19 protein-coding genes and 1 tRNA gene are annotated in these 15,566 nt (G+C 47.3%); 7 read left to right on the top strand and 13 right to left on the bottom strand.

Annotated elements, in window-relative coordinates; all coding sequences use genetic code 11:
• Positions 1-2: 2 nt before the first annotated feature.
• From ACJJIZ_RS10195 to ccmA, 8 genes are all read right to left on the bottom strand, one after another.
• Positions 3-602, bottom strand: a complete 600-nt coding sequence (locus tag ACJJIZ_RS10195) for an IMPACT family protein (protein ID WP_444916056.1) — start codon at positions 600-602, stop codon at positions 3-5.
• Complete coding sequence (locus ACJJIZ_RS10190) at positions 565-1,149, bottom strand: DsbE family thiol:disulfide interchange protein (protein ID WP_444896644.1); 585 nt, start codon at positions 1,147-1,149, stop codon at positions 565-567. Before ACJJIZ_RS10190 ends, ACJJIZ_RS10195 begins: the two co-directional genes overlap by 38 nt.
• Before the next feature lie 15 nt (positions 1,150-1,164).
• On the bottom strand, positions 1,165-3,156 hold the full coding sequence (locus ACJJIZ_RS10185; RefSeq protein ID WP_444916055.1) for a heme lyase CcmF/NrfE family subunit: 1,992 nt from the start codon (positions 3,154-3,156) through the stop codon (positions 1,165-1,167).
• Entirely contained in the window at positions 3,153-3,602 is a 450-nt protein-coding gene (locus ACJJIZ_RS10180; protein WP_282933516.1) for a cytochrome c maturation protein CcmE, read from the bottom strand. The genes ACJJIZ_RS10185 and ACJJIZ_RS10180 overlap by 4 nt, the downstream gene beginning before the upstream one ends.
• 87 nt (positions 3,603-3,689) lie before the next feature.
• The gene (gene ccmD, locus ACJJIZ_RS10175; protein WP_444912610.1) at positions 3,690-3,932 is read right to left on the bottom strand and encodes a heme exporter protein CcmD; all 243 of its coding nucleotides are present in this window, start codon (positions 3,930-3,932) and stop codon (positions 3,690-3,692) included.
• Position 3,933: 1 nt separating this feature from the next.
• Complete coding sequence (locus ACJJIZ_RS10170) at positions 3,934-4,677, bottom strand: heme ABC transporter permease (RefSeq protein WP_282933518.1); 744 nt, start codon at positions 4,675-4,677, stop codon at positions 3,934-3,936.
• A 14-nt stretch (positions 4,678-4,691) separates the two neighbouring features.
• The gene (ccmB, locus tag ACJJIZ_RS10165; RefSeq protein ID WP_282933519.1) at positions 4,692-5,405 is read right to left on the bottom strand and encodes a heme exporter protein CcmB; all 714 of its coding nucleotides are present in this window, start codon (positions 5,403-5,405) and stop codon (positions 4,692-4,694) included.
• On the bottom strand, positions 5,392-6,066 hold the full coding sequence (ccmA, locus tag ACJJIZ_RS10160) for a cytochrome c biogenesis heme-transporting ATPase CcmA (protein ID WP_413665104.1): 675 nt from the start codon (positions 6,064-6,066) through the stop codon (positions 5,392-5,394). Before ccmA ends, ccmB begins: the two co-directional genes overlap by 14 nt.
• Positions 6,067-6,364: 298 nt before the next feature.
• On the opposite strand from ccmA, the gene ACJJIZ_RS10155 reads away from it, so the two are divergent.
• Positions 6,365-7,057 (top strand): 2OG-Fe(II) oxygenase, encoded by a 693-nt coding sequence (locus ACJJIZ_RS10155; protein WP_413665103.1) that lies wholly within the window; start codon positions 6,365-6,367, stop codon positions 7,055-7,057.
• A gap of 338 nt (positions 7,058-7,395) precedes the next feature.
• Here the strand turns inward: ACJJIZ_RS10155 and ACJJIZ_RS10150 are convergent, their stop codons facing one another.
• Positions 7,396-7,575 (bottom strand): PA3496 family putative envelope integrity protein, encoded by a 180-nt coding sequence (locus ACJJIZ_RS10150; protein ID WP_108735213.1) that lies wholly within the window; start codon positions 7,573-7,575, stop codon positions 7,396-7,398.
• A 410-nt stretch (positions 7,576-7,985) separates the two neighbouring features.
• Here ACJJIZ_RS10150 and ACJJIZ_RS10145 point away from each other — a divergent pair.
• Positions 7,986-8,061: transfer RNA gene (locus ACJJIZ_RS10145), tRNA-Arg, on the top strand.
• Between the two features lie 301 nt (positions 8,062-8,362).
• On the opposite strand, the gene hdeA is transcribed toward ACJJIZ_RS10145, so the two are convergent.
• The 4 genes from hdeA to ACJJIZ_RS10125 all read right to left on the bottom strand — a co-directional run bounded on the left by hdeA (position 8,363) and on the right by ACJJIZ_RS10125 (position 10,690).
• Positions 8,363-8,791 (bottom strand): acid-activated periplasmic chaperone HdeA, encoded by a 429-nt coding sequence (gene hdeA / locus ACJJIZ_RS10140; RefSeq protein ID WP_282933522.1) that lies wholly within the window; start codon positions 8,789-8,791, stop codon positions 8,363-8,365.
• Positions 8,792-8,793: 2 nt separating this feature from the next.
• The gene (locus ACJJIZ_RS10135; RefSeq protein ID WP_444916054.1) at positions 8,794-9,021 is read right to left on the bottom strand and encodes a hypothetical protein; all 228 of its coding nucleotides are present in this window, start codon (positions 9,019-9,021) and stop codon (positions 8,794-8,796) included.
• A 108-nt stretch (positions 9,022-9,129) separates the two neighbouring features.
• Positions 9,130-9,810, bottom strand: a complete 681-nt coding sequence (locus ACJJIZ_RS10130) for a hypothetical protein (protein ID WP_444916053.1) — start codon at positions 9,808-9,810, stop codon at positions 9,130-9,132.
• A 379-nt stretch (positions 9,811-10,189) separates the two neighbouring features.
• Positions 10,190-10,690: an HNH endonuclease family protein gene (locus tag ACJJIZ_RS10125; protein WP_444916052.1), complete on the bottom strand. Its 501-nt coding sequence runs from the start codon at positions 10,688-10,690 to the stop codon at positions 10,190-10,192.
• A 263-nt stretch (positions 10,691-10,953) separates the two neighbouring features.
• Between ACJJIZ_RS10125 and ACJJIZ_RS10120 the strand changes: the two genes are divergently transcribed.
• From ACJJIZ_RS10120 to ACJJIZ_RS10100, 5 genes are all read left to right on the top strand, one after another.
• A complete protein-coding gene (locus ACJJIZ_RS10120) occupies positions 10,954-11,652 on the top strand; it encodes a hypothetical protein (RefSeq protein WP_444916051.1) in 699 nt (232 codons plus the stop codon).
• A gap of 662 nt (positions 11,653-12,314) precedes the next feature.
• The gene (locus ACJJIZ_RS10115) at positions 12,315-13,193 is read left to right on the top strand and encodes a CPBP family intramembrane glutamic endopeptidase (protein ID WP_444916050.1); all 879 of its coding nucleotides are present in this window, start codon (positions 12,315-12,317) and stop codon (positions 13,191-13,193) included.
• A 660-nt stretch (positions 13,194-13,853) separates the two neighbouring features.
• Complete coding sequence (locus ACJJIZ_RS10110; protein ID WP_444916049.1) at positions 13,854-14,471, top strand: LysE family translocator; 618 nt, start codon at positions 13,854-13,856, stop codon at positions 14,469-14,471.
• Between the two features lies 1 nt (position 14,472).
• Positions 14,473-14,781 carry a hypothetical protein gene (locus ACJJIZ_RS10105; RefSeq protein WP_444916048.1) on the top strand — a complete coding sequence of 103 codons (309 nt, stop codon included), beginning with the start codon at positions 14,473-14,475 and terminating at the stop codon, positions 14,779-14,781.
• 24 nt (positions 14,782-14,805) lie between these two features.
• Entirely contained in the window at positions 14,806-15,435 is a 630-nt protein-coding gene (locus tag ACJJIZ_RS10100) for an HAD-IA family hydrolase (protein ID WP_444916047.1), read from the top strand.
• Positions 15,436-15,566: the final 131 nt, after the last annotated feature.

The following is a 15,566-nucleotide window of genomic DNA, read 5'->3' as shown; positions in this document are numbered from 1 at the left end:
AACTATTGATCATCGAGAAGCTGAAAGCCCTCTGCCAATAGTTGCACCTGCAATTGCGACCAGTGATCCTGGGGGAGTGAAATTGGCACGGTGACATCACTGGCATATTCCGCCTGGCCACAACTCCCCTGGTGACGCCCCACCAAAAAGCGCAGGCGAGCTTCCTGGGCAAAATCACAGCAAACCGAAACATGCATTAGGGGAACAAAGGGCTGCAACGGAATATCTTGCAGCGCGGCACCTACCGCACCGCGATAGGCGCGCATCAAGCCACCCACCCCAAGCTTGGTACCACCAAAATAGCGGGTCACTATAGCGCCCACATTACCGACACCCTGTTTCAGCAGCAATTCCAGCATTGGCCGCCCAGCGCTACCACCGGGCTCGCCGTCGTCATCTGCTTGCATTACTTCCGGGTTGGAAGGGTTGCCGATCACCAACGCGGTACAGTGGTGGCTTGCATCGGGATATTGAGCGCGGACAGTTTCCAGCTGTTGCTGAAAAGCCGCTTTATTCTCTACTGGCCCCAGCCAACAAATAAAACGGCTCTTCTTTTCTTCTGTCTCACTGACAACGGGAGATGAGGGAATCTGATAACTCACCGACAATATCGTCCCAGCGCTGGTTTTTTAATTTTTCGTACAAAGGCTGGAGCTTGGTCTGCCAGACTTTATTGTCGACAACGCCAACGTGTTTGCAGCGAATAGTTCCCTCGGAATCCACCAGGAAAGTTTCCGGCGCACCGAAAACACCGAGGTCCAGAGCCAAACGGCCATCTCTATCGGCGAGGCTATACAAGTAGGGATTGTGGAATTTTTCCAACCACTTGATTGCTGCCTCATCCTCATCTTTGAGGTTAACGCCAACGATCGGCACACCCTGCTCAGCCAGAGCATTCAAATAGGGGTGCTCTACCCGGCAAGCTACACACCAAGTGGCCCACACATTCATCAAATGCGGGCCATTGGGAAGATCTTTCTTCTCTACAATTTGGCTGTTATCCGCCACTTTTTGCAAAGAGAATTCCGGCACAGGTTTATTCAGCAGGGCCGATGGCATTTCCTGTGGATTCAGGTAGAGGCCCCTCCAAAATAACAGGGCCAACACGACAAATATTACCAGGGGCAAAAAGAGTTTGAGTCTAGACATTATCCTTTCCAACTATTACGCCGTAGCAACATTGCCTGTAACTTCTACATCTACAGGTTTAGCGGCTTTCGCTTTGCGATAGCGCTTATCCGCTACAGCAATAGCTCCACCGATCGCCATCAAAAGCGAGCCCAGCCAAATCCATACCACAAAGGCTTTGTACTGAAGTCGCACAGCCCAATCACCGCTTGGGTTAGACCTGTCCATCGGCTCACCGAGGGCCACATAAATATCGCGGAAGAGTCCGGTATCGATCGCCGCCTCTGTCATGGTGTTGCCACCAGAGAGGTAATTGCGTTTCTGGGGATGCAGCTCTGCAACCGACTTCCCGTCCTTGCTGACATGCAATACACCTTCAAAGGCTCGGTAATTAGGCCCCTGAACCATACGAACACCGTCAAATTTGAAGTCGTAACCGGAAACCTGGAAACTGTCCCCAGCACCCATACGCACATCTTCCTCAATGCTGTAAACGGTGGTCAGTACTACCCCCAACACCGAAACTGCCAGGCCGATATGTGCGATATGCATACCGTAGTAACTGGCTCTCTGACGCTTAAGGCCGGCAAAGAATGAGCTGGAGTTGCGGGTTTTAGCCACGATATCAGCGATGCTGGAAGCAAAGACCCAGATACCAATAAAGATTCCCAGCGCCGCTCCCCAGTGGAAGTCTCCCAGGGCCAGGGTCCACAGCAACGCAACTACCAACGAAGCGACAAATGGCAAACGCCATGCGCTCAGCAGTTTGTCCCAGCGGCTGTCTTTCCAGTTGGCGCGCACGCCCATACCCACCAACAGGCAGAGAACAACCATCAGTGGCACGAAGAAAAGATTAAAGAAGGGCGGGCCCACACTCACCTTGCCCCAGTTCATGGCGTCGGCCAGAAGCGGGTAAAGAGTACCGGTCAAAACCATGCCCATAATCAGCATCAACAGGATGTTATTGCCAAGCAGGAAGGTTTCCAAAGAGCGGAAAGAGAAAACACTGCGAGCGCTGACTGTCGGTGCGCGCAGGGCAAATAACAGCAGCGAAGTGCCGACAATTACAGCCAGGAAGCCCAGAATAAAGCTGCCTCGCAGTGGGTCAGTAGCAAATGCATGCACCGAGGTAATCACCCCTGAGCGCACCAGGAAGGTGCCGAGCAGGCTGAGACTGAAAGCGAAAATCGCCAGCAGGATAGTCCAGCTCTTAAACAGCCCACGCTTCTCAGTTACCGCCAAGGAGTGCATCAAGGCAGTCCCCACCAACCAAGGCATCAGGGATGCATTCTCAACCGGGTCCCAGAACCACCAGCCACCCCAGCCCAGCTCGTAATAAGCCCACCAGCTACCCAGGGCAATACCCAAAGTCAGGAAGCCCCAAGCCACAGCCGTCCAGGGTCTTGCCCAACGGGCCCACACCGCGTCCAACTGGCCACCGAGCAGTGCCGCAATAGCAAAAGCAAAGGCAACCGAGAAACCCACATACCCCATATAAAGCAAGGGCGGATGGAAAATCATACCCGGGTCCTGCAACAGCGGGTTCAGGTCAGAACCTTCCATCGGCGGGAATGGCAGGGTGCGATCAAATGGGTTGGAGGTAAATAGAATAAACAGGAAAAACCCGATCAGTACAAAACCGAGTACGGATAAAACCCGCGCGGAAAGCTCTGGGGGCAGCTGCTTACCAAACAGCGCTACTGCCGCAGCCCAACCAGCCTGAATCAAAAGCCACAACAGAATGGAGCCCTCATGCCCACCCCATACAGCGGTAACTTTGTAATAAACCGGCAGGATACTGTTGGAGTTCTGTGCTACGTAATTAACCGTGAAATCACTTTGCACAAAAGAAGTGGTCAGGCAGGCAAAAGCGATCAGAACGAACGCAAAAATACCCAGAGCCAGCGGACGCCCCGCATCCATCCACACAGGGCGCGATGAATAGCTACCGGCCATCGGCACTGTTGCGAGAGCAACCGAAAGCAGCAAGCCGACAATTAACGCAAAATGGCCCAGCTCAGGGATCATATTTTCGCTCCATCGGAACAACCTTCATGGGAAACCATGGTGTCGGCTACTTCAGGTGGCGTATAAGTTTCATCGTGCTTGGCCAGAACCTGGTCCGCACGCAGAACACCGCTTGGCATCAACTGGCCGGTAATCACTGCTGCTTCGCCTTCGGCAAATAGATCCGGCAGGATTTTGTCAAAGACTACGGAGAGTTGAGCCTCGCCATCAGTAATCACAAACTGGACTTCCAGGCTATCAGTAGTTCGCTGCACACTGCCCGGGACAACACAGCCTCCCGCGCGAATCCGCTTTTCCACCGGGACTTCACCCGCTGCAAAGGCCTTGGGGGCATAGAAATAATCGATATTGCCGCGCATCGCATAGGCTACAAAACCTACTGCTGCACTGGACAATACCACCAGGACAAGTACGAGTATCAGGCGTTGCTTGCGTACAGGGTGCATTGTCTAAGTCCTACTCCATAACTATTTAATTCTATTGCGCTGATAGGTTCTCCATCGCCCTATCCGCTGGAACCCGGCAAATTGAAATTAAGCCGGTTCCTCTGCTGTTTCTTTCTTTGTGGTTACTGTGCGCTCACTCACTGCCTGGCGGCGGCGCTGGGCAATTTTCTGCTGTCGCACCAGCTCTGCCTTCAGGCCGCGGCGGGCAATGTAAGGGTAGAGAGCCATCCCCGCGAGACTCAGGAAAGTCACCGCGTAGGACACCCACACAAATACACCGTGGCCGTCCATCGTCAGGAAATCAGCCAGGTTGGCAAATTGAAACTCCACTTTATCGACCTCCCGCCAGTTCTTCCTGTACCCACTTGGTGCGCATCTCGCGCTTGAGCAGCAGAGTGCGGGTGTGAGTCAGCAGGGTCCAGGCATACATACAGTAGAAACCGATAATCATGGTCAGCAACGGGTAGAACATGCTCGGATCAATACTGCTGGATTCGGTCAGGCGAATGGTCGCGGGCTGGTGCAAGGTAAACCACCAGTCTACGGACTTGTAAATAATCGGGATATTCACGGTGCCCACCAGGGCCAGCAGCGCAGAAGCTTTGTCGGCGACTTGCTCCCGGTTCACTGCGTGGGTAAGTGCCATAACGCCGACATAGAGAAACAGGAGTATCAGCATTGAAGTAATGCGGGCATCCCATACCCAGTAAGCACCCCAGGTAGGTTTACCCCACACAGCACCGGTAAATAGCGAGACAAAGGTCAATACCGCACCGATCGGCGCGGCAGCGCGCATCACGGCAAAGGAGAGCTTCATCTTCCAGATCAAGCCGATAGCACCGCTGATCGCCATAATGTAGTAACCGGCCAGAGCCAGGAAGGCGGCGGGTACATGGATAAAGATAATGCGGTAACTATTGCCCTGCTTGGCATCTTCTGGGGCAAAACCTAGGCCCCAAACACTGCCTACAGCGAGCAATACAACACTAGCCAGCGCCAGCCATGGCAGCCAGGCTTCAGTTTTTTGATAGAACCAGCGGGGCGAACCCAGGCGGTGAAACCATTGCCAAGCCAAGAAAGACCTCCAAATCAATTATCCAGGCTAATACGTATTGCACCCGCAGCAGCGAGTGGCGCCAGTGCCGCAGCAGCCGCTAGGAGTGCTGCCAATATCGCCAGTTGGGCGCTGTAGGCATAGCCATCAATTGCCGCCTGTACTGCGCCGGTGCCGAAGATTAGCACGGGCACATACAGCGGCATAACAATTAGTGCCAAGAGCAAACCGGGGCGGCGCAAGGCAACAGTGAGCGCCGCACCAATGGCCCCGATCAAACTCAAACTCGCAGTTCCCAGCAATAGGGAAACCAGCAAACAAACATAACCATCCACGGGCAGATTCAGCATTAAGGCGAGCAGCGGCGACAGCAATGCCAGCGGCAAGCCTGTGGCAATCCAGTGCACCAGGGATTTTGCAAGAACCGCAAAATAAAGCGGTTGTGGTAACAGGGTGAGCTGCTCCAGGGTGCCATCTTCGAAATCACCTTTAAAAAGGCTTTCCTGGGATAGCATGGTGGACAGTAGAGCCATTACCCAGATCATGCCCGGAGCCATCTTTGCCAGAAGTTCGGGCTCAGGTCCTACCCCTAACGGCAAAAGTGCTAAAACCGTCACAAAAAACAATAAGGGGTTGGCAATATCTGCTCGTTTTCTCAGCGCTAAGAGCATTTCAATCCGGAACAGCGCCATAAAACCGGGGCCACTGCGCACTTCGCTCACCGGCGTTTGGACATCAACTGTCGACATGCTCTCCCCCAAAATCCTCAAAAGGCTCAGAGACTGAATAGTCAGACAAATTAACCTCACTGAGTCCGGCTAATGACAGAGGTTGGTGCGAGGTCAGCAGAATTGAACCACCGCTATAAAGATGGACCGCCATTTGCTCTTCCAATGCAGCAACACCCACAACGTCGAGGGCGGTCAGTGGCTCATCGAGTATCCACAATCGAGGGGAATCAGGTAGAAATAATCGCGCTAGGGCAACACGGCGATTCTGGCCGGCGGAAAGGGAGTGGCACAAGCTGTCCTCAAAGCCGGTCAGGTCGACTTTATCGAGCGCATTAAGCGCGTCCTCATGGTCAGCACCATACCAGGTGAGGTTTTCCAGCGGAGTCAGGCCACTACGCACTCCGCCCCTGTGCCCGATATATAGTAAGGACTCACGCATCGCCGAGAGCGATTGCGGGTAGGCGGTATCACACCAAAGGATCTCTCCAGTGAAATCACTGCTACTGCCAATCAAAGTGCGTAGCAAGGTCGTTTTACCCGCGCCATTACTGCCTTTGATTTGAATTGCAGCGCCGGCTTGAAGAGAAAACTGAAGGCCCTCAAACAAGCGCCGACCATCCCTTTCGCAGGCGAGATCTCTCACTTGCAGCACAACTTGGGACTTAGGGGTCACAGACATTCCAGGATAAAACCGCTCTGACAAATCTGAACGGCATTATACCGGCACCAGCGCTAATTGCATTGTCTCAGCGAGCAACATTTTAGCAACCCTTGATCTTTCGCAAGAATGCCCACTGATTCACACTGAAAAGCGCTATTTAAATTGGCACTGAATTATAGTTTTGGTATTTTCACACCGTCGTGAGATTCAGTACCTGTTTCTCGCTGTACCCTCAAGGAAGTGGGTAATCTCAGAAGTCGACATAAAGCTGGACCCCCAAAAGGGCCAATTCTTCTGCTCGTAAGGATGCGTGTCTATGAACAATCTCGCCACCCATATCGATCCCTGGCTCGACGCTACTACTTTAATTGGCCAAGAAAGCCAGATTCACCAACAGCCATTTCCTTTCTTCGTTGCCAAGAACTTGCTGGCCGAGAACCTGATGGCATCCTTTATCAAAGACTTCCCAAAGCTTAAAGGGGCCGGCTACCTTCCCTACGATAGAAGCAGTTGTGGCACCACAATAAATGAACTGATTGAACAGTTTAGGGCTCCGGAATTTGCCGATGCTATTGGCAACAACCTGGGTATTGAGAATCTTTCTCAATACCCAACCTATGTTTCCATTAGCCGTACACTCAAGAAACGCCACGGCCGCATCCATACCGACGGACAGTCAAAAATTGCTACCGCCCTGCTCTACCTGAACCCGGAGTGGTCCTTGGACGGCACAGGCTGCCTGCGCTTCTTAAAAAGCGGCGATAACTTTGAAGATACCGCAGCCCCAGAGGTAAAACCTTCGTACGGTACCCTGGCCGCATTTAAGCGAGCCGATAACTCGTTCCACGGACACTTGCCTTTCGAAGGTAAAAGATTGGTTATCCAGGTAGCCTGGTTAGTCAGCGATGCTGACAAAAACAGAAAGGCCAAGCGCGGCAAGTTAGCTTCAAAACTCAAGCGCCTGCTGGGTTGGTTTGGAGGCAACTCTGCAGCCACACAAAATATGTAGCTACAGCCAACTCAATACCTACGATAGAGCCCGCATCCCTTACGGGCTCTGTACCTACACACCTTCTTCCCTATCTCCATAGCGCCCATTGCAAAAATAATAAACCTAACAACTTTAATTAGTGAAAATACAATACGGGGAAACAAAGCCCAACGATTTAAAAGCACAGAGAAAAGCCAGGGGAAAATAGAAGTGACTTGGGCAGGAAAGGCAAATTTTCAATAAAATCTATTAACTACGCAGAGTACAGTTTAAGCAATCCTATTTTTAGATTACTTTAATTTATTATCTGCACCCTGCATAGCTGGCCGTAGCCGTTAAAGTTTCAGCATATTTCGTTAGTCGAAATCATAATCCATTAATTCACGCCTTAAACGCTTTTCCTCCAATTTGTCTTCTACCATTCGACGTGCGTCGCGTGGTGGCTGAGAGGTAGCTTCCTTCAGCACTTCAGTTGCAATTTGTGGAATACCCACATTATCAAAATCTAGGCGTCTTTCGTTAACGTGGCCGCTCATACGAAACTCCATAATCTTGATTAGAGAAAGCAGAAATATCCTTATCGCACCAAGGGTGCAATTGCAGGTTATCCAGCTCAATCAATCGTGGTCAAGCAATAATTTATCAAGTGGAAATACGGCTTTTACGTCAAAACTTTCCAACTGATCCCCGAACAAAGCTATCCGCAAAAACCGCCATTTCGAAGTCAAAGTAGCGAAGAAAAAAGACAGATTTATGAAGGTTTTTCGAAAATTTTAAGAAAAGGGAACGACGGGAATAGCAGTAACCGAGTGGCGCCAATGTTACCCTCAGTGACACAGCAACTTGGTACGATTTGATGGAAGGTGAGTTAATGGTGAAAAGCATGACATGACACAGGGCTTTCCACAGGCTAGAATAGCGCCGCTCTTCAGCAGTGCTGACACCCGCCCCCGTCGGTTAACAGGATAAACCACGGACCTCCTAAGTCCGGACTGGTGGTTCGAGTCCACCCGGGGGCGCCATACATATCAAGGCAAATTAGCAAACGACTGCCTTTGACGAATGCATAAACAACGCCAGGAATAACCCAGCCAACAGCACCCCACCCCAGAAGAGCCTGGTAGAACGGCTAATTGTTCTCCCCCGCCTGGCTTCGTTTCTTACAGTCTTTCCCATATCACAAATCCATTTGCCTACTTTTCGTCCATTCACCATAAATACTAACCGAAACCATTTCGTTGGTGAATCTCCATCTCAGGATAGACAAAGCCCGGCACAAGCCGGGCCCAGAACAATAGCAATGCAAGTATTGACGAACAGCGCCTACTGGTTAGTCCCGTTTGTGCCACTGCCACCATTACTATTGTTCATCTGAGTGCCATCCTGCATTTTTTTCTGCATTTTCATCATCTGCTTTTCAGCTTTGTCCTTCTTGTGGTGCATCCCCACCTTGTGCCACTCATCTTTGAACTTAGCCCAGAAAGATTCTTTTGGCGCTTTGGTGCAGGCGGTAATCACCATCGGCGTCACTTTTTCTGTGCCTTCAATATCCAGCATATCCCCCTCTTCCGTGCCTTTCTTGGCGTAGGCGGCAGCCCAATAAACTGCTTTAGGTTTAAACTCATCGTCGATAGCCAGGAAATCCGCACAGGTCCAGTCTTTCGCCGGCTTCTTGGGATGGTTATCCGCGAAGGCAGCAGAAGCAGCAAGACTGGCAATTACCAAAGGAAGAATGAACTGCTTACTTTTCACAATTAGATCTCCAAAATATCCAGGGTTATCACCCCGTGAATCAATTGCAGGTAATGTGCAATCCGCTCGCTACCCACGGGCCGGGGAGGACTGGCCGGCAAGTCACTAAAATGACTGCGACAAACAGCGAGGCAAGGAATAGCCCCGGATTCACCAGCCTTACGACAGCGGAAACGCAAGCCAAGACACTGAATCAACGAATGCTTGGCCCATTGAAAGAATAGACGCATTTTTCATTTTTTGGGGAAAATCAAAAACACTTTCTTACCCACTTGCATACAAACTTTATTGTCCAGACGCATTCCATGTGAAGAAGCAGGCTTTACCTATATACACCTTTAGCTATTAGCGGTCGGAATAGAGTTTGCTGCCTCCCATTTTTGACTGTGCCTACCCAGCCTCAGGAAAAAGAAGCCTAACCAAATAAACCAGACTATTTGGGAAATTCCGAATATTTCTGTAAAGATATCGTCCGGATAGATAGTCGCAATTCCCGCCACTCCCACTAACACTCCGATAAAGTTTAATGGCCGGGAAAAAAGTCCAATTTGCAATGCAGCAATGCTAATTAGCAGAACCCAAAGTCCACCCACCAACTCATTGCCACCACCAAGACTCTCAACCATCAAGTATATTATTCCCCAGGTATCGAAAGCCTGCTGAACACTGACCTCCATAAGCCCCAAAGCATAGGCGAGCCCTATATTTGCGATCATGCCGCTCGCTATGACAAGGCCCACCCAGACTGCTCCGAACAAGGATGCCAATGCAGCTATCTCCCTCCTCTTACTTTTTAGCTTTTCATATAAGCTAACTACCACACAGCCCAGAAAGATCGCAAAAACCAAGTACATAAGGGTATAGGCAATATTAAAAATCAGTTGATTTTCTGCCAAGAACATCATTTTTTCTATGGGGCTCCCATCCGATGGAAAAGACCAAAAAGCACCAAAGAATACAAACGCACTAATATAAATTAACCCCATGCCAAACGCCGAGATACCAGCAACTCTATCCATAGCTCTCCCCTATCATCTTTGAACTCAATTCAATGCCTGTAAATATCACTTTAATTATGTAACCCAAGGAAGCCAAATTCGTAACACCCCACCCTATCTAAGCAGCAAGTAATCGCAGAAATGAATATTCAGCAAGAGAAGAAAGTCACAGTGCTTTAACCGAAATGTACATTAATGCCATTTCTGACTAGCGTTCATACCAGGACCTGTTGGTTAGGTGGATAGCTAAATATCACTATTGCCAATTAAGCCGAAGGAGATAATAGGATGGGGAACAAGGAGTGAAGGATCTAAATAATCCGGAGATCAGCGATTTCCATCAGGAGCCGATTTACTTAAAAATCAGCTCACTGTCAGCTCTAACGGTAGAGTGTCGTATTCAGTCACCAAGCCGATACTTACGGGCCACAACCTCAAACTGACGAATATAAATGGCTTGGGCTGGCTTATAGGGCGGCAGCCACTGATCGGGCCCTTTATCTCCCTTACTGCGATTGTGGCCATCATCAACCAGCCACAAATTTGCAGGGTCTTCTGCAAAAGCTTTGCGCTGCTCCCGGCTCCAGCTAGCACCACCGTACTTATGAGCCCAAGATAGCGGTACTATATGCTCCACATCCAGGTCCGAAGCTTTTTCAAAAAACTGTCCCGTATAGGGGTCCATCCACAGGCCTGTAACCACTGTACAGCTCTTCTCATTACTGAAGGCAACAGGAGCCAAAGAGAGACGGATCAATAGCTCCTGGCGAGTATTCTGGCAATCACCATCGACATCAGACCACCGTGGCAGCCACTCACTGCGATCATAAGATTGAGGGGTTACTTCATAACACCCGCTGAGGGTCAGCATGGACACTATTAATAAAGACTTGAGTCGCATAAAGCTAAACTGCGGCTAATTACTGCTGGGGGAGCATTTTGATTGTAGCTTTGAGCTCCGTCAAGAAGCCAATCCACTTTGACATGAGTACAAATCGGTACAAGTGTGCTGTATCCACCCACTCCAACGAATGAATATCATTAAGCTAATATACGACTGAAAAAATTTAGATGGTTAAGAAATCGGTATGTAGTAACAATAGCTATCCCCTATACTACATAAAGGTCGAGAACCATTACAACAAGGATATAAGAGGCAGAATAATGAAGTTATCTTTAGCACTAATTTTCATCACATTTCTATCTGCCAACGCTTCATCTCAAGTCAACATCCCTGGCACCATACTCCAAGAACGGATATTTGAACTAAATCCCCCAGTAATAGATTCACCCACGATGTCCTTTCTGGATATTAGACAGAATATATTAAAACTCAATCAGTTTATTGGTGGATACCCACCCAGTTTTACAAATGAGAAAGAAAGAGAGTTGATCTATCAAAAATGGCTTGCATTAGTTTCCGAAGCAGAAGCTTTTAACACAGTACATAATGGCTCAGAAGAGTCACTTTACCTGCTATCAGAACTTTACCGACAGGGCCACAACATGGATGTAGAGGGTAGCGCGGAAAAAGCATTCAATAACCTAAGTGCGTGTCTTCACACTTTTAAAAAGTCCGTGATGTGCAACTTTTCAGCATCCTATTTCTACCTGTCAATTGGCCCCGCATACTTAGACAAAGCAGAGCAAAGCTTATCCATACTAAAAGAACATTTTAGTCCCAATCTTAACGATGAGGTCGAGTCTGGTTATGTATTCTTGCATATCTATCGCCAAGACATACCCAAAGCAAAACAGCAAATCGACTTTTTTATCCAAAAATTTCCCAATTCCAGCAGAGTCGCAATGCTTGAAAATATAAAGCAAAATTTAGGCGATACCATAGAGTGGAAACAACATTAACCAATGCCATTTTATAACTCAGGAGCAGCACAGCACTTCACATTAAACGGCTCAATAACTAAACCGCCGGACACTACCCATACGTCATTTTCCGAGCGATGTTTTAACCTCTAGGTTACTTAAAAGCATAAAGCTATAGAAAGGAGGAAGTAGCCCCATCATTGTGCAAGTGTACAGACATTCAACCATATATATCACCTCAACTACTTCGGTTAGCAGTTATTTACCAGGCGGCTACAGTCATTACCTAACTTCTATGAAATACAAAATACTTACCTGAGGCTAGCGCACTTGTTTTAACAGCTCTAAACATCCCATACAGAATGTCATTGAATGAATCTACAAGAAGATACAATGACCCGTCTGGTAAGATCAAAACCGCTTGGGTTAGAGTAGAGAAAAACTGATCGAATAGCTCAGTAAAAAATCCAAGAAATATTAATTCGAGAGACAGTTAATAGGCTATTCCACCCGCATTTAGAAAATATGATTCAGAAACTGTAAATTTAACCTAATCTCATAACAGTACTCTGCAGGGCAACCTTCAAAACCTTACGGCTCTTGTAATCCTCACTCATTAGCAGTACAAGAGATATCCTATTTCGTACATAGACATACTGCAGATTAGCCATTTTAAAGATAACACGGAGTTAACGATCTAGATGAAAGAATCGCTGAGTTCGCTCAAAATTATCGTTGTTTTTTTAATTCTCACAGCGAGCCTCTACCCTATCGGATACTGGCTAATTTTTCACATGGAAAGCGCAGTACCCTTAATGCTTTCTGTTGGGCTTGCCACGATCATAACATGCTTGACATTCAAGAAGAGCCTGGGCTCCTTAGGATGGTCTTGGGGAAGCTGGAGATATCAGTGGTTAAGCTACTTGGTACCCTTGGGTTATGTAGCAGCTGCCTACCTCATTATGTGGATCTTAGGTTTCGGGGAGTGGTATAACTCAGAATACGTTACGGCACTAAGAGAAGGATATAAAGTAGATGGCTGGAGTGATACCAGTGTAATCCTCTTTAGATTCTTAATTACTGCAAGTATCAGCTTTATATTGATACTGCCTGGAGTTTTAGGAGAGAAGATTGGATGGCGTGGATTGCTTGTACCTGAGCTCTCAAAGCTTATGTCCTTCTCAGGGATCGCACTAACCTCTGGCTTTATATGGGCCGCCTGGCATTGGCCCATGATGGTAGCAGGTGTCTACGGGAATGAAACAGCCCCTCTCAGCTATCAGTTGTTTTTCTTTACGCTAGGCTTAATGTCAATGTCATTCAACATGACCTACGTAAGATTAAAGACTAACAGTGTTTGGCCTGCCGTTATTTTCCACATGAGCCACAATGCATTTATTCAAAAATTCTTTAATCCTTTGACCCTACAAAGCACAGATTCAGGTTGGTATCTCAATGAATTTGGTATGGTTTTACCTGTAGTTATTTTTTGTATCAGCATTTATTTCTGGAGAAAGGGCCAACAAGAGTTCGGCTCCGCTCAACCTGCAAGCGAAATGCTGTCTCCACAAAAATCTTGACGTAGCGCCATGGATGTGTGACAGAGGCTTTGATTAAGATCAATCATGAGTTTTGGGCAATTTTACCGCAGGCATATAGAAATACACTCTGGATAATGAAGTAGATATTTTTGCTCCAGTTACTGATCCAGGAAAAAGAGATGCCCTTGAATGCTGGAGATGGCTAGTTGGCAAAAAGGCCTCCATGTGCCTTCTGACCTCCAAGGGAGATTTATTCTTCAAAAGGAAGGAAGGCCTACTGAACAGGGAACGTGTCTATTTCCTAGATACTGGCACAGGCGAAATGGAACTTGCCGCAAAATCCTGGAATGCTTTCCGAGAGATGATGGCAGCAATGAAAGATATTCCGGGCAACTGGTTTAAATACAGATTATTACTTGAGTTAGTGGACCAACCATTAACTCAATGGTTGTTGCTATTCACCAATCCATCCACCGATAATGGGCGGGGAGTACATTACAGAAAATTATCAATCTATATCTTGGGAAGTCTATCTAGTTCTGTTAGGACAGATACATGAGCAACTCAGTGGCCTTCCCCCAGGAACACCAATAGCTGGTGTAAGCTTAAAAATTGAAGAAGATTGAGAGGCCACCATTCAAAAGGGTTATCCCTGAATCCAGTATTTAAATCTATAATTTCACGTCAGGACTTGTCCTTATGATAAGCATTGAGTTTTTGATTACCTCTTTTATCGTTGTGTTGATACCAGGAACGGGAGTTCTATATACAGTTGCAGCGGGACTATTTAAGGGTAAAAGAGCAAGTATTTCTGCAGCGTTAGGTTGTACGCTAGGCATCATCCCCTCTATCCTTGCTTGTATAATGGGGCTATCCGTAATTATTCATACCAGTGCATTAGCATTCCAGTTTGTAAAATATGCAGGAGTTGCATACTTATTGTACTTAGCTTGGTCAATGCTTAAATCCAGCAGTTCCCTGACTCTAGAAGAAAATCAAAAGAAACAGAGTTTAACTTCAATTGCTTTCAAGGGATTTATGATTAACATTTTGAACCCAAAGCTAACCGTCTTTTTCCTGGCATTCTTACCCCAGTTTATTCCCTCTCAATTACAGAACCCCGTAGATAGTATGCTGATTCTTGGACTTGCCTTCATGGCTATGACCTTTCTGGTTTTCATTGTTTATGGCTTACTAGCAACAGTCATTCGAAATTATGTTATTCACTCAGAGAAAATTAGCGTTATCATTCAACGAGCCTTTGCTGGTAGCTTCGCAGCTTTAGGACTCAAACTCGCCTTTACGAGCAGAGATTAGCATGTCTTTAACTTGGGTTGTTATTGGTTCATTTCTCCAACTATCATTTTCCAGTTTTCTTTTTATGATGGCTGTATTTGCTGTAGGCGGCATTAATAATAGAAGAAACTTATCAAAGATCTCATCATTCATACTTGCGGCCTCCCTGTATTTCTTACCCTCAGTAAGCGTACTTGCTACCGGCATTGTTATATACCAATACAACCTCGGAGGGGACGCCTCCTCTTATTGGTGGCACTTCATGCCTGTTGCGGCGGCGGCTTTATATATGATTTATATAAACGCACTATGGAATAATAGCGCAACATGAAAAAAATCAATACGAGCTTCGTCCGTGAGTAAATGCCTGCTTTTTGACAACGATGGCACCTTAGTTGATAGCGAACACCTCTCCAGCATTGGCTTAGCTATGATGTTCGAAAATTACAGAATAAAACTAGATGCTGATGAACTGGTCATAAGATTTCGGGGTTGGAAACTGGCAAGCATTCTATCCCTATTAGAAGAAGAGAATAATATCAAACTGAAAAGCAATTTTGTTGCAGCTTATCGCGATATAGTCACAAAACTCTTTATCAGAGAGTTAAAACCTGTTGAAGGTGTAGCAGACGCTCTTGAGGCACTTGATGGTGAGAAAGCGGTAGTATCTAGCGGCCCCCTGCAAAAAATCAAGCATGCATTAGATATATGTGGGCTATCTAAGTATTTCGGAAATAATTTATTCCGTTCATATGAAGTAGGCATATGGAAGCCTGATCCAGGCATATACCTACATGCCGCAAAAAGTATGGGCTACCATCCTGAGAGCTGCTCCGTTATAGATGATGGGCCAGTGGGAGTTCAGGCTGGTATAGAAGCAGGCATGAAAACTTTCTTTTTCAATCGTCTTAACGAGGAATCTAATACAGTTGGTGTAGTGTCCTTTCAAGCGATGAGAGAGTTACCAAAACTAATAGGTAACTAATCCCCCAAGAACACTATACCTTTAGTTTATTAACATCATTCATTCAAGCTCATGCTACAACCGGTCATCATGGGCGGCAGAGAAAAGATGGTTCCCGACAAGCAATATCTATTTGGCTCTTTGCCCATGGG

This window comes from Microbulbifer maximicatervae (SeqCode) (assembly GCF_052467225.1).
Note: the sequence above shows the minus strand (reverse complement) of the source record. Positions and strands in the feature narration are given on the sequence as shown.

Excerpts from the sequence above, each read along its gene's own strand:
- ACJJIZ_RS10190 (WP_444896644.1), bottom strand. The coding sequence starts at position 1,149 with ATGTCTAGACTCAAACTCTTTTTGCCCCTGGTAATATTTGTCGTGTTG.
- ACJJIZ_RS10185 (WP_444916055.1), bottom strand. The coding sequence starts at position 3,156 with ATGATCCCTGAGCTGGGCCATTTTGCGTTAATTGTCGGCTTGCTGCTT.
- ACJJIZ_RS10180 (WP_282933516.1), bottom strand. The coding sequence starts at position 3,602 with ATGCACCCTGTACGCAAGCAACGCCTGATACTCGTACTTGTCCTGGTG.
- ccmB (WP_282933519.1), bottom strand. The coding sequence starts at position 5,405 with ATGTCGACAGTTGATGTCCAAACGCCGGTGAGCGAAGTGCGCAGTGGC.
- ccmA (WP_413665104.1), bottom strand. The coding sequence starts at position 6,066 with ATGTCTGTGACCCCTAAGTCCCAAGTTGTGCTGCAAGTGAGAGATCTC.
- ACJJIZ_RS10155 (WP_413665103.1), top strand. The coding sequence starts at position 6,365 with ATGAACAATCTCGCCACCCATATCGATCCCTGGCTCGACGCTACTACT.
- ACJJIZ_RS10150 (WP_108735213.1), bottom strand. The coding sequence starts at position 7,575 with ATGAGCGGCCACGTTAACGAAAGACGCCTAGATTTTGATAATGTGGGT.
- ACJJIZ_RS10135 (WP_444916054.1), bottom strand. The coding sequence starts at position 9,021 with ATGCGTCTATTCTTTCAATGGGCCAAGCATTCGTTGATTCAGTGTCTT.
- ACJJIZ_RS10130 (WP_444916053.1), bottom strand. The coding sequence starts at position 9,810 with ATGGATAGAGTTGCTGGTATCTCGGCGTTTGGCATGGGGTTAATTTAT.
- ACJJIZ_RS10125 (WP_444916052.1), bottom strand. The coding sequence starts at position 10,690 with ATGCGACTCAAGTCTTTATTAATAGTGTCCATGCTGACCCTCAGCGGG.
- ACJJIZ_RS10120 (WP_444916051.1), top strand. The coding sequence starts at position 10,954 with ATGAAGTTATCTTTAGCACTAATTTTCATCACATTTCTATCTGCCAAC.
- ACJJIZ_RS10115 (WP_444916050.1), top strand. The coding sequence starts at position 12,315 with ATGAAAGAATCGCTGAGTTCGCTCAAAATTATCGTTGTTTTTTTAATT.
- ACJJIZ_RS10110 (WP_444916049.1), top strand. The coding sequence starts at position 13,854 with ATGATAAGCATTGAGTTTTTGATTACCTCTTTTATCGTTGTGTTGATA.
- ACJJIZ_RS10105 (WP_444916048.1), top strand. The coding sequence starts at position 14,473 with ATGTCTTTAACTTGGGTTGTTATTGGTTCATTTCTCCAACTATCATTT.